Source organism: Thermoanaerobaculia bacterium (assembly GCA_035260525.1).
In the GTDB taxonomy this organism is placed as follows: domain Bacteria; phylum Acidobacteriota; class Thermoanaerobaculia; order UBA5066; family DATFVB01; genus DATFVB01.
Window position 1 is genome coordinate 1 of the sequence record DATFVB010000030.1, and the last position, 20930, is coordinate 20930.

15 protein-coding genes are annotated in these 20930 nt (G+C 72.2%); all 15 read left to right on the forward strand.

The genetic code is table 11. The features are described from left to right. On the forward strand, window positions 1-3030 hold a 3030-nt coding region (locus tag VKH46_01165; protein ID HKB69421.1), incomplete at its 5' end, for an amino acid adenylation domain-containing protein. Then, window positions 3030-4040: a TauD/TfdA family dioxygenase gene (locus VKH46_01170; GenBank protein HKB69422.1), complete on the forward strand. Its 1011-nt coding sequence runs from the start codon at window positions 3030-3032 to the stop codon at window positions 4038-4040. The genes VKH46_01165 and VKH46_01170, both read left to right, overlap by 1 nt. Further along, window positions 4018-5898 carry a non-ribosomal peptide synthetase gene (locus tag VKH46_01175; GenBank protein HKB69423.1) on the forward strand — a complete coding sequence of 627 codons (1881 nt, stop codon included), beginning with the start codon at window positions 4018-4020 and terminating at the stop codon, window positions 5896-5898. Before VKH46_01170 ends, VKH46_01175 begins: the two co-directional genes overlap by 23 nt. Next, window positions 5895-9098, forward strand: coding sequence for an amino acid adenylation domain-containing protein (locus VKH46_01180; protein ID HKB69424.1), 3204 nt, complete (start codon window positions 5895-5897; stop codon window positions 9096-9098). The genes VKH46_01175 and VKH46_01180 overlap by 4 nt, the downstream gene beginning before the upstream one ends. Further along, on the forward strand, window positions 9095-9802 hold the full coding sequence (locus tag VKH46_01185; GenBank protein ID HKB69425.1) for a 4'-phosphopantetheinyl transferase superfamily protein: 708 nt from the start codon (window positions 9095-9097) through the stop codon (window positions 9800-9802). The genes VKH46_01180 and VKH46_01185 overlap by 4 nt, the downstream gene beginning before the upstream one ends. Then, on the forward strand, window positions 9799-10662 hold the full coding sequence (locus VKH46_01190; GenBank protein HKB69426.1) for an ABC transporter permease: 864 nt from the start codon (window positions 9799-9801) through the stop codon (window positions 10660-10662). Before VKH46_01185 ends, VKH46_01190 begins: the two co-directional genes overlap by 4 nt. After that, a complete protein-coding gene (locus VKH46_01195; GenBank protein HKB69427.1) occupies window positions 10652-11719 on the forward strand; it encodes an N-acetylneuraminate synthase family protein in 1068 nt (355 codons plus the stop codon). The genes VKH46_01190 and VKH46_01195 overlap by 11 nt, the downstream gene beginning before the upstream one ends. Window positions 11720-11811: 92 nt before the next feature. Then, window positions 11812-12996, forward strand: coding sequence for a UDP-N-acetylglucosamine 2-epimerase (neuC, locus tag VKH46_01200; GenBank protein HKB69428.1), 1185 nt, complete (start codon window positions 11812-11814; stop codon window positions 12994-12996). Then, complete coding sequence (locus tag VKH46_01205; GenBank protein ID HKB69429.1) at window positions 12993-13700, forward strand: acylneuraminate cytidylyltransferase family protein; 708 nt, start codon at window positions 12993-12995, stop codon at window positions 13698-13700. The genes neuC and VKH46_01205 overlap by 4 nt, the downstream gene beginning before the upstream one ends. Before the next feature lie 8 nt (window positions 13701-13708). After that, window positions 13709-14995: an ABC transporter ATP-binding protein gene (locus tag VKH46_01210; protein HKB69430.1), complete on the forward strand. Its 1287-nt coding sequence runs from the start codon at window positions 13709-13711 to the stop codon at window positions 14993-14995. A gap of 7 nt (window positions 14996-15002) precedes the next feature. Further along, window positions 15003-16745 (forward strand): asparagine synthase (glutamine-hydrolyzing), encoded by a 1743-nt coding sequence (gene asnB / locus VKH46_01215; protein HKB69431.1) that lies wholly within the window; start codon window positions 15003-15005, stop codon window positions 16743-16745. Next, window positions 16742-18169 carry a hypothetical protein gene (locus VKH46_01220; protein ID HKB69432.1) on the forward strand — a complete coding sequence of 476 codons (1428 nt, stop codon included), beginning with the start codon at window positions 16742-16744 and terminating at the stop codon, window positions 18167-18169. Before asnB ends, VKH46_01220 begins: the two co-directional genes overlap by 4 nt. Next, the gene (locus VKH46_01225; protein HKB69433.1) at window positions 18166-19359 is read left to right on the forward strand and encodes a glycosyltransferase family 4 protein; all 1194 of its coding nucleotides are present in this window, start codon (window positions 18166-18168) and stop codon (window positions 19357-19359) included. Before VKH46_01220 ends, VKH46_01225 begins: the two co-directional genes overlap by 4 nt. A 7-nt stretch (window positions 19360-19366) precedes the next feature. Next, a complete protein-coding gene (locus tag VKH46_01230) occupies window positions 19367-20377 on the forward strand; it encodes a glycosyltransferase (GenBank protein ID HKB69434.1) in 1011 nt (336 codons plus the stop codon). Window positions 20378-20387: 10 nt separating this feature from the next. Further along, on the forward strand, window positions 20388-20930 hold a 543-nt coding region (locus tag VKH46_01235), incomplete at its 3' end, for a DapH/DapD/GlmU-related protein (protein ID HKB69435.1).

Below are 20930 nucleotides of genomic sequence, written 5' to 3' on the forward strand. Positions count from 1 at the left end.
GAGCACCAGCACCTCCCGTTCGAAAGGCTGGTCGAGGAGCTCCGTCCGGAGCGCAGCGGCGGGCACAACCCGCTCTTTCAGGCGATGTTCGCGCTCCAGAACGCCCCGCGCGAGCCGCTGCGCCTCGACGGGATCCTCGGCTCGCCGGTCGAGGTCGCCCTGCGCCTGGCGAAGTTCGACCTCGCGCTCTACGTCTTCGACGGCCCCGCCGGGCTCCGGACGACCTGGGAATACAACACCGCGCTCTTCGACGGAGCCCGGATCGCGCGGATGGCCCGCCATTTCGAGAATCTGCTCGCGGGAATCGTCGCCGATCCCGGGCGCCCGGTCTCGCGGCTGCCGCTGCTCTCGGACGAGGAGCGGCGGACGATCGTCGTCGACTGGAACCGCACCCGCACCGACTATCCGCGCGCCACCGTCGCCGCGCTCTTCGAAGAAGAGGCGCGCCGGCGCCCGGACGCCGTCGCGCTCGAGTTCCGGGGCGGTCGCTGGACGTACTCGGAACTGAACCGGAACGCGAACCGGATCGCCCGCGCGCTGGCCGCGGTCGGCGTCTGCCCGGGGTCCCGGGTCGGCATCGCCGTCGAACGCTCGCCCGAGATGATCGCGGCCCTGCTCGGGATCCTCAAGACGGGGAGCGCGTACGTTCCGCTCGATCCGGAGTATCCGGCGGACCGCCTCGAATGGATGCGGCGCGACGCGGGGCTCTCGGCGCTCGTCGCCGACGACTGCCCGCCCGTTACGATCCCGGTCCTTTCCCCGCGCCGCGACCGCGACACGATCTCGCGGCAGCCCGGCGACGATCTTCCGGCGGCGGGCGTCCTCGACGACCTCGCCTGCCTGATGTACACGTCGGGGTCGACCGGGGTGCCCAAGGCCGTCGCGGTGCTCCATCGGGGCATCGTCCGCCTCGTCCGCGGGGCGCGCTACGCGGACTTCGGTCCGCGCGAGACGTTCCTGCAGGCGTCCTCGCTCTCCTTCGACGCGAGCACGTTCGAAATCTGGGGCGCGCTCGGCAACGGCGCGCGCCTCGCCCTGGCGGACCCGGGAACGCCGTCCCTCTCGGAGCTCGAGGACGCCGTGCGGCGGGGCGGCGTCACGACGCTCTGGCTGACGGCGGGACTCTTCCACCTCGTCGTCGACGAGCGCCCGTCGCTCCTCGCACCGCTCCGGCGGCTCCTCGCGGGGGGAGACGTCCTCTCGGCGCCGCACGTTGCCCGCGCGCTCGCGGCGTTTCCGGGGCTGCGCCTCGTGAACGGCTACGGGCCGACCGAGGGGACGACGTTCACGTGCTGTCACGAGGTCGCTCCCGACGACGCGATTCGCGGGCCGATCCCGATCGGCCGGCCGATTGCGAACACCCGCGTCTACATCCTCGACCGCGCCGGGAACCCGGTGCCGGTGGGAGTTCCGGGCGAGCTCCACGCGGGAGGGGACGGCATCGCCCGGGGATACTGGAACCGGCCGGAGCTGACGGCGGAGAAGTTCGTTCCGGATCCGTTCTCGGGCGATTCCGGAGCGCGCCTCTTCCGGACCGGCGACCGGGCTCGGTGGCGCGAGGACGGCACGATCGAGTTCCTCGGCCGCCTCGACGCGCAGGTGAAGGTCCGCGGCTTCCGCATCGAGCCGGCGGAAGTCGAGATGGCGCTCGAGGAGCACCCCGACGTGCTCGAGGCGGTCGTCGAGGCGCGCCCCGACGCGGCCGGAGAGCGGTCCCTCGTCGCCTGGATCGTGCCGCGCGACGGAGCGCGCGTTCCGGAAGAGGAGATCCGGCGGTGGGCCCTCGCGAGGCTTCCGCGATACATGACTCCGTCGGCGTTCGTTCCCGTCGACGCGCTCCCGCTCTCGGCGAGCGGGAAGGTCGACCGGAAGGCGCTCCCCGATCCCTGCGCGGAGGGGGGAGACGAGCGCGTCTCGGCGCACGACGGCATCGAGCTCGCGCTCGTCCGGATCTGGGAGGACGTGCTCGGCGCGCGCCGCGTCTCGGTCAACGACAACTTCTTCGCGCTCGGCGGCCATTCCCTGCTGGCGGTTCGGCTCTTCGCGCGGATCGAGAACGTCCTCGGCCGCCGTCTCCCGCTCGCGACGCTTTTTCAGGCGCCGACGGTCGCGCAGCTCGCGGCGGTGATGCGCAAGGAGGGGTGGGCGGCGCCGTGGTCGTCGCTCGTCGTCATCCAGGGCGGCGGCTCCCGTCCGCCGTTCTTCTGCGTGCCGGGCGTCGGAGGGAACGTGGTCGGATTCCACACGCTCGCCCGCCATCTCGGCGCGGACCAGCCCGTGTACGGCCTGCAGGCGCGGGGACTCGACGGCGTGACGCCGCCGGACACGACCGTCGAGGAGATGGCGGCGCATTACATCGAGCAGATGCGGGCCGTGCTCCCGCGCGGGCCGTACTTCGTCGGCGGCGCGTCGTTTGGCGGGAAGGTGGCCTTCGAGATGGCCCGCCGGCTCGAGGCCGAGGGAGAAGAAGTCGCGCTGCTCGCGCTCTTCGACACGTTCGCTCCGGGAACGGGAGCGGGACGGCCGCTGCGGGTCCTGATGCGCCACGGCCTCGCGCGTTTCTTCGCGCGGGTCGACTACCACATGGAGAACCTCCTGCTCCAGAAGGAACGGGGCGAGTACATCCGGAAGAAGGCGCGCACGGTGCGCCGCCGGATCCGCAGCCGCCTCTGGCAGATCGTCTACCGCCTCTTCGCCGAATACTCGAAACCGATGCCGCGCACGCTCCGGAGCGTGCGGGAGGCGGGGTACTTCGCCAACCGCCGGTTCGTGGCCCGACCGTACGGGGGGCGCGTCACTCTCTTCCGCGCGGCGATCCGGTCCGTCGCGGATTCGACCGGGCGCGACATGGGGTGGGGCGCGCTCGCGTCCGGCGGCGTCGAGGTCCATCACGTCGCCGGCGACCACGAGAACATGCTGGTCGAGCCGCACGTCCGCCTGCTCGCGCGCGAGCTGCGGGCGGCGATCGACCGGGCGATCCCGGCGGACCGCGCATCGTCGGGCGCGCTTCCGAGGACGCGGGCGGTCTGATGGCGGCTTTCGCGGGCGCCCGGCATTCGATCGCCCCGTCGCTTCTCGGCGCCGCCCCCGGCCGTTCGGGGGTGCTCCCGCGCTTCGAGGTGTCCGCCGAAGGGATCGACCTCGCGGGCTGGTCCTCGGAGCGCCGCGGCGCGATCGACGCGGCGCTCGAGCGCGCCGGCGCCGTCCTCTTCCGCGGCTTCGACCTGCCGGGCGCGTCCGCGTTCGAGAAGGCGGCGGAGGCGTTGTGCGGCCCGCTCGCCGGAAATTACGGCGATCTCCCGCGCGGCGCGCTCGGAGGGAAAGTGTACGGAGCCACGCCGTATCCGCCAGAGCTCCCGATCCTCTTCCATCACGAGGGGGCGCACACGGCCCGCTGGCCGAGACGGATCGCCTTCTTCTGCCTCTCGCCCGCGGCGGAAGGGGGCGAAACCGTGATCGCCGACGGGCGCCGGGTCTTCGAGCGGCTCCCCGCCGCGGCACGGGAGCGGTTCGAACGCGCGGGCGTCGTCTACCTGCGCCGCTTCACCCCGGGAATCGACGTCGCGTGGGAGGCGTACTTCGGCACGGGCGACCGGGCGGAGGTCGAGGAGCGGTGCCGCGCCGACGGCATCGCCTGGGAATGGACGGCGGACGGAGGCCTGCGGATCCGGCAGCGGCGTCCCGCGGTGATCCGGCGCAACGGCGCCCGGGTCTTTTTCAACCAGATCCTCCTGCACCATCCGGCGTGCCTGCCCGCCGACGTGCGCGAGGCGCTCGCCGATCTCCTGCCGGAAGACGACTTCCCGCGCCGCGTCGCGTGGGGCGACGGTTCGCCGATTCCCGACGGAGTCGTCGCGGAGGTTCGGGGGGCGGCCGAGGCGGAAGCCGCCGCGGTGTCGTGGCGGCGCGGCGATCTGCTCCTCGTCGACAACACGCTCGCGGCGCACGGCCGCCGGGCGTACGCCGGAAAGCGGAGGATCGCCGTCGCGATGGCCGCGCTGTTGGAGGGAGATGGAAATGAGAACGATGACAATGGATGAGCGCCTGTCCCCGGCGGCAACGCCGGCCGGCTCCGCCGCGGGCTTGTGGGCGGAGCCGACGCCGTTCCCCGCACTCGCCATGCACGAGCTCTTCGAGGCTCAGGCCGCGCGGCACGCGAACCGGACCGCGGTCGCCGGCCCCGGGGGATCGATGACGTATGGGGATCTCGACCGTGCGGCGGAAAACGTTTCCGCGCTCCTCGAACAACGCGGAGTCGCCCCGGGATCCTTCGTCGCGGTTTGCGCGGACCCGTCGCCGGAGGCGATCGCGGCGATCCTCGGAATCTGGAAGGCCGGCGGCGTCTGGGTGGCGCTCCATCCGGACCAGCCCGCGGCGCGTCTATCCCGCCAGCTCGCGCAATCGCGGGCCCGGTGGTATTTCGCCGACGTCCGCGCGTCGGCGCTTTTCGACTTCGGCGACGCGGCGGTCCTCCCGCTGGAAGCCGGCCGCATGCGCGGTCGCGGACGACGGCGCGCTTCGATCTCGAACCCCGCCGATCCGGCCTACGGAATCTTCACCTCCGGTTCGACCGGCGAGCCGAAGCTCGCGCTCCTCCGGCACGACGGCCTCGTCAACTACACGATGTTCGTCTGGCAGCAGCTCCTCGAGGGGGAGGAGGGCCTGCGCTTCGCGACGCCGTCGAGCCTCGCCGCCGATCTCGGCCATACGTGCCTCTTCCCGGCGCTCGCGTCGGCGGGGACGATCGACATCCCGCCGCGGGACGTCACGCGCGATCCCGCTCTCTTCCCCGCTTTCGTTCGCGACCGCGCGATCGACGTCCTGAAGATCGTCCCGTCGCATTTCGCGGCGCTCTCGTCCGCTGAGAGCGCGGGCGTGCCCCGCCGGCTGCTCGTCTTCGGCGGCGAGCCGCTCTCGCCGGATCTCGCCCGCGCCGCCGCGGCGGGCGGCTGCCGCGTCGTGAATCACTACGGCCCCACCGAAGCGACGGTCGGCGCGCTGGTCCACCGGTTCGACCCGTCCGAGCCGCTCGAGGGGGAGACGGTGCCGATCGGCCGTCCGATCGCGAACGTCCGCGCCTACGTGATCGACGAAACGGGACGGACCGCCCCGCCCGGGGCGGCCGGCGAGCTGTGGATCGGCGGCGCGGGAGTGGGGGAGGGATATTTCGACCGGCCGGGGGAGACCGCCCCGCGATTCGTCGCCGACCCGTTCGTCCCCGGCGGGAGAGCGTACCGGACCGGAGACCGGGTCCGCGCGCTCACCGGCGGCTCCCTCGAGTTCCTCGGGCGGATCGACGACCAGGTGAAGATCCGCGGTCATCGCGTCGAGCCGGGCGAAGTCGCCGCGGCGCTCCGCCGTCACCCGGCGGTCGGTCGCGCGGCGGTCGCGGTCCGGCGTGCGGGTGCGGAGGCGGAGCTCGTCGCGTGCGTCGTCCCGAGACCGGACGAACGGCCCGACGTCCGGGACCTGCGCGAATTCGCGGCCCGCGAGCTTCCCGATGCGTGGATTCCCGCGCGGATCGCGGTCGTCGACGAGCTCCCGCTCTCCGCGTCGGGAAAGGTCGATCTCGCCCGGATCGCCGCGGGGGCGCCGGCGCGTCCCCGGACCCCCCCGCGCAACCCGGTCGAGGAGTGGATCGCGGGGATCTGGAAGGAGACGCTCGGCCTTCCCGAGATCGGCGTCGACGAGAGCTTCTTCGAGCTCGGAGGGCACTCGCTCGTCGCGATGCGCGTGATGGCGCGGATCCGGCGCGAGCTCCCGGTCCCGCTTCCCCTCCCGGCGATCTTCCAGAACCCGACGATCGCGGGACTCGCGGAGGCGGTTTCCCGCGCGTGCGGAAAGGAGTCGGCGGACGCGCCGGCGATCCCCGCCGGAAGCGCGGCGAAGGCGTCATGAGCGACACCGCGGATCGCCTCGCGCAGCGCGCCCTCGCCGCGCTCGATCTCGGCGCTCCGGGCCCGGCGGCCGGGCCGCGGCGGCGCGAATCGCGGCAGACGGCGCCGCTTTCCTTCGCGCAGCGCCGGGTCTGGTTCCTGGAGGAGCTCGAGCCGGGGCTTCCCGTGCAGAACGTCGCCCGCGTGGTGCGTCTGGAAGGCCCGCTCGACGAGGAAGCGTTCGCGCGCGCGGTCGGGGCGATCGTGGAGCGCCACGAGTCGCTCCGGACGACTCTCGAGAACGAATCCGGCGAGCCCCGGCAGAGGATCCATCCCCCGGCCGCGGTGCCGCTCGAGATCGATCCGCTCGCCGGGATTTCAGGCGACCGCGAGGCGGCCGCGCTCTCCCGCGCCGCCCATGAAGCGCGGCGCCCCTTCGATCTCGAACGGGGTCCGCTCGCGCGGGGAGTCCTGATCCGGATTTCCGCGGATCGGCGGCTCTTCGTCTGGACGATGCACCACGTCATCTCGGACGCCGCGTCCGTCCCGGTCTTCCTGCGCGAGCTCGCCGCGCTCTACGGCGCGTTGGTCTCCGGGGAGCGCCCGTGTCTCCCGGAGCTTCCGGTCCAGTACGGCGACTTCGCGGAGTGGCAGCGGCGGACCATGACCGACGAAACGCTCGAGGGGCCGCTCCGGCGGGCCCTCCGGCGTCTCGAGGGGGCGCCCCCGGTCGTCGAGCTTCCGACGGACCGGCCGAGGGGGGCGCGCCAGACCTTCACCGGGGGACGTCTGAGACGGACGCTCTCTTCGGAGACGGGCAGCGAGCTCCGGGCGGCCGCCCGGCGGCACGGGATGACGCTCTTCATGTTCCTGCTCGCCGCCTTCGAGCTCCTGATCTCGCGGTGGACGGGGAGCGACGACGTCGTCGTGGGGACGCCGATCTCCGGGCGAAAGCGCCTCGAGACGGAGAACCTGATCGGTCTCTTCGTCAACATGCTCGTCGTCCGGGTCGATTGCTCCGGCGACCCGACCGTCTCCGACTTCCTCGCGCGCGTCCGCGACGAAGCGCTCGACGCGTTCGACCGGGAGAGCCTTCCGTTCGAGAAGCTCGTCGAGGCGATCCGCCCGGAGCGGCTGCTGAGCCACACGCCCGTCTTCCAGCTCATGTTCAACTTCCACGGCGACCTCGACGCCGCCCCGCCCTTCCCCGGATTGCAAGTCTCGATCGAGCCGATCGACAACGGCGCCGCGCCGTTCGACGTGACCCTGACGGTCGGGGAAGACCGCGAGGGCCCGATTGGCCTCTGGTCCTACAACCGGGACCTCTTCGAGGCGGCGACCGTCGAACGGATGGCGTCTCATTTCGAGAACGTGCTCGCGGGCCTCGCGCAAGGCGCGGACCGCAGGCTCTCCGCGATCGACCTCGCCGGAGCGGCCGAACGCGAGGCGCTCCGGCGTCTCTCGGCCGGACCGGAGCCCGAGGCCGGTGATCCCGCGACCGTCGCCGGCCTCTTCGCCGATCGGCTCCGGCGCTTCCCGGACTCGGTCGCCGTCTCGTTCGGAAGCGAGCGGCTCACCGCCGCGGAGCTCGACCGCGAGTCGGACCGCCTCGCGGCCGCGCTGCGCGCCGCGGGGGCGGGGCCGGAGCGCAGGGTGGCCGTGTTCCTCGACCGGTCGGTCCGTCTCGCGACGGCGTTGCTCGCGGTCGTGAAATCGGGGGCCGCCTTCGTTCCGCTCGACCCGTCGCATCCGCGCGAGCGGATCGACGCGATCGTCGCGGACTCGGGCGCATCGCTCGTCCTGACCGATCGCGCCGGCGAGGCGAACGACGCGTGCCCGTCGCTTCCGGCGGTGCTCGTCGACGGACCGGCGGTGCCGGGCGACGATCTCCGCGGCGGGTCCGCGGGGCCGGAGAACGCGGCCTACGTGCTCTATACCTCGGGATCGACGGGGAGGCCGAAAGGAGTCGTGGTCGAGCACCGGTCGCTCGTCAATCTCGTCCGTTCCATGGTCCGCGAGCCGGGCGCGAAGGACTCCGACGTGTGGCTCGCGGTGACCCCCGCGACGTTCGACATCGCGATCGCCGAGATCTTCGTCCCGCTCGCCTCCGGCGCGAAACTCGTCGTCGCCTCCCGCGAGGATTCCGCCGACCCGAGCGCGCTCGCGCGTCTCCTCCGCGGGTCGAGGGCGACGATCCTCCAGGCGACGCCCGCCACCTGGGCGATGCTCGTGGCCGACGGGTGGGAGGGGAAGCCGGACCTGAAGATCCTGTCGGGCGGCGAGGCGCTCTCGGGAGAGCTCGCGCGCGCGCTCCTCGGCCGAGGCCGGGAGGTGTGGAACCTCTACGGTCCGACCGAGACGACGATCTGGTCCGCCGTCGGCCGCGTCGAAGACCCGGGACCGGGGACGGTTCCGATCGGGCGCCCGATCGCCGGCACGTCGCTGCACGTCGTCGATCCGCGACTCCGGCTCGTTCCGTTCGGGGTCGCGGGAGAGCTCGCGATCGGCGGGGAAGGGGTTGCGCGCGGATACCTCGGACGTCCGGAGGAGACGCGCGAGCGGTTCGTGCCGAACCCGTTCGGCCCGGGAAGGCTCTACCGGACGGGAGACCGCGTGCGACGGCGCGCCGACGGCGCGATCGATTTCCTCGGACGGTTCGACGCTCAGGTGAAGGTCCGCGGAGTGCGCGTCGAGCCGGGCGAGGTGGAGGCCGCTCTCGAGGACGATCCCGACGTGCTCGGCGCCGTCGTCGTCGCGGCCGGCGAAGGAGCGGAGCGCCGGCTCGCCGCGTTCGTCCGCGCGGGGCGTCGCGTCGCGGCGTCGTCGCTCCGCGAGCGGCTCCGCCGTCTCTTGCCCGAGCCGATGATTCCGTCCGAATTCGTCTTCGTCGACGCCTTCCCGCTCACGGCATCGGGGAAGGTCGACCGGCGCGCCCTCGCCTCCCGCGCTCCGGAGCGGCGCTCGACGGGAGAGGCGCCGCGCACCGCGACGGAGACGCTCGTCGCGCGGACCTGGGCGGAAATCCTGCGTGTCGGCGAGATCGGCGTCGATCAGAACTTCTTCGAGCTCGGCGGGCACTCGCTGCTCGCCACGCGGATCCTCGCGCGCCTTCGGTCGATCTTCGAGGTCGAGATCCCGCTCCGGGTGCTCTTCGAGCAGCCGACGGTCGCCGGGCTGGCGGGCGAGATCGCGCGGCGCGCGGAAGCGGCGGCGGCGCGATGACGCTCCCCTCGATCGGCGCCGGCGAAGCGCACGCGTGGTGGTGCGACCTGCGCGGGATCGCGGCGGAGAGGATCGCCGCGTGGGGGCAACTGCTCGATCCCGCCGAGCGCGAGCGGGCGGCGGCGTTCCGGTTCGCGGAGGACCGGACGCGCTGGGCGGCCGGCCGGGGCGCGCTGCGGGAGCTCGCCGCGCGATATCTCGGCGCGTCGCCCGCGGAGCTGCGGTTCGAATACGGTCCCGCGGGGAAACCGCAGCTCCCGGACGCTCCGCTCCGGTTCAGTCTGTCCCGATCGAAGGACGCCGTCCTGATCGCGTTCACGTCGTCCGGGGAGATCGGCGCCGATCTCGAGCGCGTCCGGGCCGGATACGACGGATCCGATATCGCGGGCAAGTTTTTTGCTCCCGCGGAGGTCGCGTCTTTGGCGGCCCTGCCCGAAGGCACCCGTTCCGAAGCTTTTTTTCGTGTCTGGACGGCAAAGGAGGCCTATCTGAAAGGACGGGGAGATGGACTCGGTTTCCCGCTCGACGCGTTCGAGGTACGGGCCGACGGCGGCGGGCCGCGTCGCCTGCGCGCGCATCGCGATCCCGACGAGGTCGGACGGTGGTGGCTCGTGCCGCTGACGCCGGCGGCCGGCTACGTCGCGGCGCTCGCCGTGACCGGGGAGCCCCCGGCGCTGCGGCTCTTCGAGGCGGGGCGGCCGTGAGCGCCGTCGTCGATACCGCGGAGCGGCCGACCTTCGTCATCCGCCCGTCGCGCGGGTGGATGTCGCTCGGGCTCTCGGAGATCTGGGATTACCGGGAGCTCCTGTACTTCCTCGTCTGGCGCGACGTCAAGGTCCGGTACAAGCAGACCGCGCTCGGCGCCGCATGGGCCGTGCTCCAGCCGCTGATGACGATGATCGTGTTCACCGTTTTCTTCGGCAAGCTCGCCAACGTCGGATCCGAGGGGCTGCCGTATCCGATCTTCTCGTATGCGGGGCTGCTGCCGTGGACGTTCTTCGCGCAGGGGCTCTCGATGTCGTCGGACAGCCTCGTCGGGTCCTCGGCGCTGATCAAGCGGGTCTACTTTCCGCGCCTCGTGATCCCGATGTCGTCGGTGCTCGCGGGCACGGTCGACTTTTCGATCGCGTTCGTGATCCTGCTCGGCATGATGCTGGGTTACCACGTGCACCCGACGGCGGGCGTCGTCCTCCTCCCGCTCTTCCTGCTGCTCGCCCTGACGACGTCCCTCGGCGTCGGGGTCTGGCTCTCCGCCTTGAACGTCGAATACCGCGACGTCAAGTACGTCGTCCCTTTCGTCGTCCAGCTCTGGCTCTTCGTCACGCCCGTCATCTATCCCTCCGCGAAAGTGACGAAGTGGCTCGTTTCGCACGGCCTCCCGGGATGGCTTTACGGCTTGAATCCGATGACCGGCGTCGTCGAGGGTTTCCGTTGGGCGCTGCTCGGCTCGGGCGCGCGGCCGGGCCCCGTCGTGGCCGCGAGCGCCGTCGTATCCGTTTCGATGCTCGTCGCCGGCGCCTACTACTTCCGCCGGATGGAGAGGACCTTCGCCGATGTGGTCTGAGGGAAGGCGGTTCCGCGAGGCGCTCCCCGGCCCGCGGGCGGCGGGCGGCGGATGCGTCGTGATCGGCGAGGTTGCGCAGGCGCACGACGGGAGCCTCGGGATGGCGCACGCCTTCATCGACGCGATCGCCGACGCCGGCGCCGACGCCGTCAAGTTCCAGACCCACATCGCCGCCGCCGAGAGCACGCCCGCCGAGCCCTGGCGGGTCCGGTTCTCCCCGCAGGACGCGACGCGCTACGACTACTGGAAACGGATGGAGTTCTCCGAGGAGGGGTGGCGGGGGCTGAGAGCGCACGCGGACGATCGGGGTCTCTGGTTCCTGAGCTCGCCGTTCTCGCGGGCGGCGGTCGACCTCCTCGACCGGGTCGGCGTCGCCGCGTGGAAGGTCGCCTCGGGGGAGACGGGCAGCGGCGAGCTCCTCGAGACGATCCTCGCGACGGGCCGGCCCGTGATCCTCTCGACGGGGATGAGCGGCTGGCCCGAGATCGACGCCGCGGTCGCGAAGGTGCGCGGACGCGGCGTCCCGCTCGCCCTCCTGCAGTGCACCTCCGCCTACCCGTGCCCTCCGGAGAAAATTGGATTGAACGTGCTCGAGCTCTACCGGCAGCGCTACGGCGTTCCGGCGGGCCTCTCCGACCACTCGGGGAAGATCTTCCCGGGGCTCGCGGCGGCCACTCTCGGCGCCGACGTCGTCGAGGTCCACGTCGCGTTCTCGCGCCGGATGTTCGGCCCCGACGTCCCGGTGTCGCTCGTCCCCGAGGAGCTCGCGCTCCTCGTCGAGGGTATCCGCTTCATCGAGACGATGCGCGCGCATCCCGTCGACAAGGACGCCGCGGCGCGCGAGGCGGCGCCGCTGCGCGGCCTCTTCACGAAGAGCGTCGTCGCGGGCCGAGACCTGCCCGCCGGGACGATCCTGACGCGCGAGGTCCTCGCCGTGAAGAAGCCGGGCAGCGGCATCCCCGCGGCTCGCCTGCCCGAGCTCGTCGGAGCGCGTCTGGTGCGCGACGTGCGCGCCGACGAGCTCCTGGCCCCGGCGGACCTGGAGGTCGCGCGGTGAGCGCGCGAAAAGAAAGCGCGGTGAGCGCGCGAAAAGAAAGCGCGGTGAGAGCGGCGACGGAGGGCGCGGTGAGCGCGCCAAAAGAAAGCGCGGTGAGCGCGCGGGCCGGCGCCGGTGCCCGGAAGCGTCGCGTGTGCGTGACCGTCACGGCGCGTCCGAGCTACAGCCGGATCAAGAGCGCGATCCGCGCGGTGCAGGAGCATCCGGATCTCGAGCTGCAGCTCGTCGTCGGCGCTTCGGCGCTGCTGGACCGCTACGGCTCGGCGGTCCGGCAGATCGAGGAAGACGGTTTCCCGATCGCCGCCCGCGTCTACATGGTCCTCGAGGGAGAGAACCTCGCGTCGATGGCGAAGACGACCGGACTCGGGCTGCTCGAGCTCGCGACCGTCTTCGACAACCTGAAGCCCGACGTCGTCGTGACGGTCGCCGACCGGTACGAGACGCTCGCGACGGCGGTCGCCGCGTCGTACATGAACATTCCCGTCGCGCACGTCCAGGGAGGGGAGATCACCGGCTCGATCGACGAGAAGGTGCGCCACGCGGTGACGAAGCTCTCGAACCTCCACTTCGTCGCGACACGCCCGGCCGCCGAGCGCGTCCTCCGGATGGGGGAGGCCCCCGATTCGGTCTTCGTCACGGGCTGTCCCTCGATCGACGTCGCGGCCGAGGTCGCCGCGGACCCGGAGATCCGGTTCGATCCCTTCGGGAAGTACGGGGGCGTCGGGGCGGAGATCGATCTTTCGGGCGACTACATCGTCGTCCTGCAGCACCCGGTCACGACCGAGTACGCGGAAGCGCGGGAGCACGCGGCCGAGACGCTCCACGCGATCCGCACGCTCGACGTCCCGACGCTCTGGTTCTGGCCCAACGTCGACGCCGGATCCGACGGGACGTCCAACGCGATCCGCTCCTTCCGGGAGACGGAGAAGCCGAAGAACATCCGCTTCTTCAAGAACATGTCACCCGCGGATTTCCTCCGGGTGGTCCGCGCGAGCCGCTGCCTCGTCGGCAACTCGAGCGTCGGGATCCGCGAGTGCGCCTATCTGGGCGTGCCCGTCGTCAACGTCGGCTCGCGGCAGGGAGGCCGCGACCGCGGGCGCAACGTAATGGACGTCGGGTACTCGTGCCGCGAGATCGTCGCCGCGGTCCGCCGCCAGCACGACCACGGACCGTATGCGTCCGACGACGTGTACGGCAACGGCGGCGCGGGGAAAACGATCGCGGGCCTGCTGGCCGAGCGGCCGCTCACGATCGAGAAGCGGCTGGCGTACGCATGAGGACGCTCGGGCTCGTGCCCGCCCGCGGCGGATCGAAAGGCATTCCGCGCAAGAACCTGCGGGCGCTCGCCGGCCGGCCGCTTCTCGAGTACACCGCGCGCACCGCCCTCGCGGCCGCTTCCCTCTCGAAGGTCATCCTGTCGACCGACGACGAGGCGATCGCGGAGACCGGCCGCGCGGCCGGTCTCGCCGTCCCGTTCCTGCGGCCGGCGGAGCTCGCCGAGGACGACACGCCGACTCTTCCGGTCGTCCAGCACGCTCTCCGCTGGCTCGAGCGCCACGGCGAGCGCTACGACGCCGTCTGCCTGCTCCAGCCGACGTCGCCTTTCCGGCGGCCCGCGACGATCGACGGCTGTGTCGCGCTCCTCGAGCGGTCGGGCGCGGATTCCGTGATCTCGGTCGTGCCGGTCCCGGCCGAGCACAACCCGCACTGGGTGTACTTCCGGTCCGACGACGGTCTGCTGCGGCTCTCGACGGGGGAGGCGTCGCCGATCCCGCGGCGCCAGGCGCTGCCGCCCGCCTGGTGCCGCGACGGCTCGGTCTACGTCGTGCGCGCGCAGATCGTGCTCGAGGGCGGGACGCTCTACGGGGACCGGGTCGCCGGCTGGATCTCGGAGGAGGACGACGTCGTGAACCTGGACGAGATGGACGACTGGAGACGCGCGGAGGCGATCGCCGCTCGCCGCGCGGGGAGCGCCGGGTGAGTGCGCCGATGACGGTCGCCGCCCCCGCCGCGATCGAGCCCCCCGCACTCCCGCGCGAGGCGGCGCCCGCCGCGATCCGCGTCGAGAGCCTCTCGAAGAGCTACCGGATCGGGGAGATCCGTCCCCGCTACAAGACGATCCGCGACTCGTTCACCTCGCTCATGACGGCGCCCATGCGCCGGTTCCTGCGGCCGCGTTCGGCGGACACGACGATGTGGGCGCTCCGTGACGTCTCCTTCGAGGTCCGCCCCGGCGAGGTCGTCGGCGTGATCGGCCGAAACGGCGCCGGCAAGAGCACGCTCCTGAAGATCCTCTCGCGCATCACGCAGCCGACGGAAGGCTCCGCGGTGATCCACGGCCGCGTCGGCAGCCTTCTCGAGGTGGGCACGGGTTTTCACCCGGAGCTGACGGGCCGGGAGAACGTCTTCTTGAACGGCGCGATCCTCGGCATGCATCGCTCCGAGATCCAGGCGAAATTCGACGAGATCGTCGCGTTCGCGGAGGTCGCGAAGTTCATCGACACGGCGGTCAAGCACTACTCGACGGGGATGTACATGCGGCTCGCGTTCGCGGTCGCCGCCCACCTCGAGCCGGACATCCTCCTCGTGGACGAGGTCCTCGCCGTCGGGGACGCGCTCTTCCAGAAGAAGTGCCTCGGCAAGATGGAGGATGTCGCGCGAACCGGCCGCACGGTGCTCTTCGTCAGCCACAACATGGGGGCGGTGCGTTCGCTCTGCACGAAGGGACTCTTCCTCGAGAATGGCCACGTCCTCCAGTCGGGGGACGTCGGCACGTGCATCGAGACCTACTTCACCCAGATCGGCGCGTTCCAGGCCGCGCGGGAAGGGGGAGAGACGGAAGAGGGAACCACCGCTTCCGGGTTCTCGCACGTCCGCGTCACGGGACCCGCCGGCGAGAACGCGATCGGCCAGTCGGAGCCGTTCGAGGCGCGCACGCGGCTCGCGGTGCGCCAGGAGGTCACGGGGTTCTCGCTCTTCTGCATCGTCGAGGACATGCAGAACCGGATGGTCTTCCACCTGCGGGAGGAGAGCACGGAGCTCGGTCTGGCGGCGGTTTCGCGGGGCGACTACGCCATCGGCGTCAAGATCCCCCCGCTCTGGCTCAACAGCGGCCTCTATTCGCTGCACTTCAAGGCGCTCTTCTGGGGGAATTTCGGCAAGGCGCGCTACGTCTCGGACAAGGTGCCGCTGGACGTGGCCGGAAGGCACAGCCGCGTGGAGGCGATCCTCCACCCCGCCGGCGAATGGACCGTGCGGCGTTCCGAGGTGCGGTGACCGGGCGATGTGCGCCATCGCGGGGATCGTCGGATCAGTGACGGGGGAGCGGCGCCTGCCGGCGATGCTCGCCGCGCAGCGGCACCGCGGGCCGGACGGGACGGGGAGCTTCGTCTCGCCGGGCGCGCGCGCCGCCCTCGGCCACGACCGGCTCGCGATCATCGACCTCTCCGACGAGGCCCGCCAGCCGATGTCGCGCGACGGGCGGCGCTGGATCGTGTTCAACGGCGAGATCTACAACTACCGCGAGCTCGCGCGGGAGCTCGGCTCGCGATACGCGTTGCGCACCCGGAGCGACACCGAGGTGCTGCTCGCCGCGTACGAGGCGTGGGGAGCGGCCTGCCTCGACCGCCTGATCGGGATGTTCGCCTTCGCGATCTGGGACGATCGAGAGCAGACCCTCTGGGCGGCGCGCGACCGCTTCGGGGTGAAACCCTTCCACTACGCTTCCGGGCCGGCCGGCGACCTCCTCTTCTCGAGCGAGATCAAGGCGCTGCACGCCGCCGGCGTCGCGCGGGAGCCGGACGCGGCGGTCTGGGCCGCGTACCTGGCGTCGGGGATGTCGGACGTCTCCGGGCGGACGTTCTGGAAGGGCGTTTCGGCGCTGCCGCCCGGGCACACGCTGACGTGGAAGGACGGGGCGTTGCGCGTCGAGCGCTGGTACGACCTCGCCGAGCGATCGGGGCAGGGGTGGGACCGCCGGCCGGAGGAGGAAGTCGAGGAGGAGTATCGCGCGCTGCTGGCCGACGCCGTCGCGCTTCGGTTCCGCTCCGACGTCCCCGTCGGGATCAACCTGAGCGGCGGCGTCGACTCCTCGACGCTCCTCGGCATGGTCCACGCCGTGCGCGGCGCCGACGACGACGTGTCCGCGTTCACGTTCTCGACGGGCGACCCGCGATACGACGAGCTCCCGTGGGTCCGGGCGATGCTCGAGCGGACGCGGCACCCGCACGTGGACTGCCGCCTCCGCGCGGCGGATGTCCCGGCGCTCGCGGCCTCGGTCGCCGAATCGGAGGACGAGCCGTTCGGCGGGATCCCGACGCTCGCCTACGCGCGCCTCTTCGAGGAGGCGCGGCGCCGCGGCGTGATCGTGCTCCTCGACGGCCAGGGGATGGACGAGCAGTGGGCGGGCTACGACTACTACCGGGGGACGGGCGCGCCGCTCGTCCAGGGGACGGCGCAGAGCCCCGTGCGGCCCGATTGCCTCGCGCCGGAGTTCCGCGCCGGGGCGATCGAGGTCTCGACGCCGGCGCCCTTCCCCGACCGGCTCCGGAACCTCCAGTACCGCGACGCCCGGTACTCCAAGATTCCGAGGGCGCTCCGGTTCAACGACCGCGCGTCGATGCGCTCCTCGACCGAGCTCCGGGAGCCTTTCCTCGACCATCGGCTGTTCGAGCTCGCCCTCCGTCAGCCGGCCGAGCGCAAGATCGAGGGAGACCGCGGCAAGCGACTGCTCCGGAAGATCGCGGCGCCGCTGCTGCCGGGCGGCGTGGTCGAGGCCCCCAAGCGCCCGCTGCAGACCCCGCAGCGGGAGTGGCTCCGCGGGGAGATTTCGGAGTGGGCCGGCGAATGCATCGAGGACGCGATCGCCGCGCGCGGCGGAGAGTGGCTCGACTCCGCCGGGGTCCGGCGGGCGTGGGCGGACTACCGCCGGGGCGCCTCGGACAACAGCTTCTTCGTGTGGCAGTGGATCGGGCTCGGGCTCCTCGCCCGGACGGCGGCCGATCGCCTGCCGGCGGTGAGCGCATGAAGCGCCACCGGTTCCTGATCATCGTCCCGAATGGCGTCGGCATCCGGAATTTCTTCTGCACGGAATTCGTCGACCGGCTCCTCGAATCCGGTTTCGTCGTCGTCTGGCACGCGCTCTCCGAAGCCGACATTTCCCCGTTCCGGGAGCGGTGGGGCAACGCCGTGACCTGGCGGGAGCTCCCCGCGATCCGCGACGGCCTGGCGGAGCGGATCGTTCGGCAGGCGAAGATCCACGCGCAGCTCTACTGGCAGCTCCGGCTCGACCCCGGCACCCCGATCCAGCCGCGGCGGCCGCCGTCGCGCCTCGCCGCGCGAGCGATCGAGCGCGTCTCGAAAGCGCTCGGGCGCGCGGCCGCCGGGCCGCGGCGCATCGTGTTCCTCGACCGCCTCCACCAGGCGCTCGCGTCCCGCGCCTCCCACACGCGCGCTTTCGAGCGGCTGCTCGCCGACGAGCGGCCCGACGCCGTGTTCTGCGGCCACCAGAAGTCGCTCCGCGCGGTTCCCGCGATGATCGCGGCGCGCCGGCTCGGGATCCCGACGGCGACCTTCATCTACTCCTGGGACAACCTCCCGAAGGGGCGGATGCCGGTCTCGGCCGACCGCTACTACGTCTGGAGCGAGTTCATGCGGGACGAGCTCCTCGCGCTCTACCCGGACGTGTCCCGGGACCGCGTGCAGATCGTCGGCACGCCCCAGTTCGAGAGCTATCGCGACCCGTCGCTGCTGGAGCCCCGCGACCGTTTCCTCCGCAAGCTCGGGCTCGATCCCGCGCGGCGCGTCGTCTGCTTCTCGGGCGACGACGAGCTCACCTCGCCGCACGACCCCGTGTACCTCGCCGACCTCGCCGAGGGGCTGCGGACGATCCCGGCCGCCCGCCGTCCCCAGATCCTCTTCCGGCGGAGCCCCGTGGATCGCTCGCCGCGCTGGGACGGCGTGCTCGCGCGGTTCCCCGAGATCGCGGTCTCCGATCCGCTCTGGCGCTCCGAGAACGGCGCGGACTGGGCGACGATCGTGCCGACGCGCGACGACGTCGCGCTGCTGGTCAACGTCGTCGCTCACTCGGACGTGGTGATCAACGTCGGCTCGACGATGGCGATGGACTTCGCGGCCTTCGACAAGCCCGCGATCTTCATCGCCTACGACCCCCCCGAACGCGACGCGCACTGGAGCTTCGAGAACATCTATCGCCTCCCGCACTTCAAGACGACTCACCAGCTCCAGCCGGTCCACTGGGCGCGCGGGAAGGAGGAGATCGCGTCGGTCGTGATGCACGCGCTCGAGCATCCGGGGGAGAAAGCGGAAGCGCGCCGCCGCTGGCTGCACCTCCACGTGGAGCAGCCGATGGATCAGGCTTCGCGGCGCCTGTCGGACGCGCTGCGGTCGCTGGCTTCGGCCGGCGATCTCCGGCGCGAGGGGGCCGCGTGAAGATCGCGTTCGTCTGCGGCGAGTACCCTCCCGGTCCGCACGGCGGCATCGGCACGATGACGCGGCTCCTCGCCCGCGGGCTGACGGAAGCGGGCCACTCCGTTCGCGTCGTCGGGATCTATCCGCCGTCGTACCGGGCGCCGAACTACGAGGAGGACGAGGGGGTCCGCGTCTGGCGCCTCCGGGAGCCCGACTACCGGCTCGGCTGGGTCCCCGCGCGCGTCTCGCTCTTCCGGATGATCGAGGAGTGGAGCGCCGCGGGCGACGTCGACCTCGTCGAGGCGCCCGATTACCAGGGATACACCGCGGGGTGGCCGGCGCTGCCGGTTCCGGTCGTCGTGCGCCTCCACGGCTCGGCGAGCTACTTCGCCGCCGAGACGCGGCGGCCGATCAAGCGCACCGCGTTCTGGATCGAGAGCCGCGCGCTGCGGCGGGCCGACTACTGGTGCTCGGTCTCCCGCTACACCGCCGATCGGACGAAATCGCTGTTCCGCCTCCGGGGGGGGCCGCACGCGGTCCTCCACAATCCGGTCGACGCCGACGACCCGGTGCGGAGCCTGCACCGCTCGGCGCGCCGCGTGATGTTCACCGGCACGCTCACCGCCAAGAAAGGGGTCGTGCCGCTCGTCCGCGCGTGGCCGCTCGTCGTCGCCCGCCGGCGCGACGCGGAGCTGCACCTCTTCGGCAAGGACGGGTCGACCGAAGGGGGAGGATCGATGCGGGAGTACCTCGAGTCCCTCGTTCCCCGCTCCGCGCGCGAGACCGTCGTCTTCCACGGGCACGTCGACCGGAGCACGGTGCTCGCGAACCTCCACTCCGCGCGTGCGGCCGTCTTTCCCTCCTACGCCGAGGCGTTCGCGCTGGCGCCGCTCGAGGCGATGGCGGCGGGGTGCCCGACGATCTCGACGCGGCGGGGGAGCGGCCCCGAGATGATCGAGCACGGCCGGGACGGCCTCCTCGTCGACCCCGACCGCCCCGAGGAGATCGCCGAGGCGATCCTCTCGCTGCTCGCCGACGACGCGCTGGCGCGCCGCCTCGGGGCGGGCGGGCGCCGGCGTGCGAAGGAAGCGTTCTCCCTTCCCGCGGTGCTCGCGCGCAACGAGGAGTTCTACGTGGGCTGCATTCGCGGGTTCCGGCCGCAGAACGTGGTGGCCCATCCCCGCCGCGCCGACTTCCATCCGAACGCCTGAGGGGAACGTGTCGATCAGCGTTTGCATCGCCACACACGAACGCGCCGAGCTGCTGCGCGCAACGCTCGACGCGATCGGGAGGCAGAGGCTTGCGCCGTGCGAGGTGATCGTCAGCGACTCCTCGGCCGGCGGTACGACGCGGGAGATCGTGGCGGGCTTCGCCGCCCGCCATCCCGGATGGCGGGTGCGTCATCTTCCGTCGTCCCGCCGGGCGCTCCCCTGGCAGCGCTGGTGGGCCTTTTCCCACGCGACGGGGGAGTGGGTGCTCTTCCTCGACGACGACGTGCGGCTGGCCGAAGGCGCGCTCGAGACGCTCGAACGCGCGCGCGCAACGGCGGCCCGCCGCGGACCCGTCGCGGGGATCGGTTTCGTGCTCACCTGGGACGGCCCCGGGGAGCAGCCGCGCCGAAACTCCGCCTCCTTCAAGGAACGATGGTTGCGCACCGCGTCGCACCCGCCGGGCGCGCTCACGGCCGGAGGGCAGACCGTCTCATTCTTCGGCCTCCCGCCGGGAGAGACGGTCCCCGTGGACACTTTGTGGGGCGGAGCGATGGCGTTCCGCCGCGACGTTTTGCGCGAGCTTTCGTGCCTCGACAACCTCGTCGCGCTCTACGAATCGGGCGCCGGCCGCGGCGAGGACGGCGTGCTCAGCCGATGCGCGAGCCGGTTCGGGAGGCTCTATCTCGTCAACCAGCCGCTCGCCTTCCACCCGCGGCGTCGCCGCGGCCCCGCGCCATACGCGCGCTCGGGGTGGCGCCTGGGGATGACGGCGACCTGGGGGCGGGCGCACACGATGCGATGGCTCGCCACGGACCCGCGCGCGTACCGCCGCGAATGGACAAGGCTCGCCGTCCTCGAGACGGGGCGCGCGCTCGCCGCCGCCGGACGGCGCCCGTGGCGCGCGGACGCGTGGATGCAGATCGCCGGCGCGCTCGCCGGCATCGCGCGGAGCCTCGCCCGCTGGAACGAGATCCCGCGCCACGCCCGGTCGCAGGACTCCTGGGCGGGGGCGGCCTGAGGGAGAAGCGATGACGACGTCCTCCCCCGCCCGCGGTCCCCGCCTCCTGCGGGCCTGCGCGTCCTCGTGGCGATGCTTTCTCGAAGACGTCGACCGCTACCGGCTGCGGCCCCGGCCGCGGCTGGCGGTCATCCTCCTGAGCCAGGGCCTCTGGGCCGCCGCGGTGTATCGCTTCTTCTATCCGCTCGTGCGTTCGCGGTCCCGCTTCGTCCGCCTCGCGGCGCACTTCGTCTCCGTGTTCGCCGTCAAGGCGATCGAGGTGCTTTCGGGGATCTCGCTGTGTCCGGAGGCGGAGGTGGGGGGCGGGCTGTACATCGGCCATTTCGGGCACGTCGTGATCAACCCGCGGGCGAGGATCGGCCGCAACTGCAACCTGAGCCCCGGCGTCGTGATCGGGTCGGGCGGCCGCGGGGAGGAGGAGGGGCGGCCGCGCGAGGGCGTTCCGACGCTCGGCGACCGCGTGTACGTCGGTCCCGGCGCGGTGATCTTCGGGCCGGTCGAGGTGGGCGACGACGCGGCGATCGGCGCCAACGCGGTCGTCACGAAGCCCGTG

Excerpts from the sequence above, each read along its gene's own strand:
- VKH46_01220 (HKB69432.1), top strand. The coding sequence starts at position 16,742 with ATGAAGCGCCACCGGTTCCTGATCATCGTCCCGAATGGCGTCGGCATC.
- VKH46_01175 (HKB69423.1), top strand. The coding sequence starts at position 4,018 with ATGAGAACGATGACAATGGATGAGCGCCTGTCCCCGGCGGCAACGCCG.
- VKH46_01185 (HKB69425.1), top strand. The coding sequence starts at position 9,095 with ATGACGCTCCCCTCGATCGGCGCCGGCGAAGCGCACGCGTGGTGGTGC.
- VKH46_01180 (HKB69424.1), top strand. The coding sequence starts at position 5,895 with ATGAGCGACACCGCGGATCGCCTCGCGCAGCGCGCCCTCGCCGCGCTC.
- VKH46_01195 (HKB69427.1), top strand. The coding sequence starts at position 10,652 with ATGTGGTCTGAGGGAAGGCGGTTCCGCGAGGCGCTCCCCGGCCCGCGG.
- VKH46_01210 (HKB69430.1), top strand. The coding sequence starts at position 13,709 with ATGACGGTCGCCGCCCCCGCCGCGATCGAGCCCCCCGCACTCCCGCGC.
- VKH46_01205 (HKB69429.1), top strand. The coding sequence starts at position 12,993 with ATGAGGACGCTCGGGCTCGTGCCCGCCCGCGGCGGATCGAAAGGCATT.
- asnB (HKB69431.1), top strand. The coding sequence starts at position 15,003 with ATGTGCGCCATCGCGGGGATCGTCGGATCAGTGACGGGGGAGCGGCGC.
- VKH46_01170 (HKB69422.1), top strand. The coding sequence starts at position 3,030 with ATGGCGGCTTTCGCGGGCGCCCGGCATTCGATCGCCCCGTCGCTTCTC.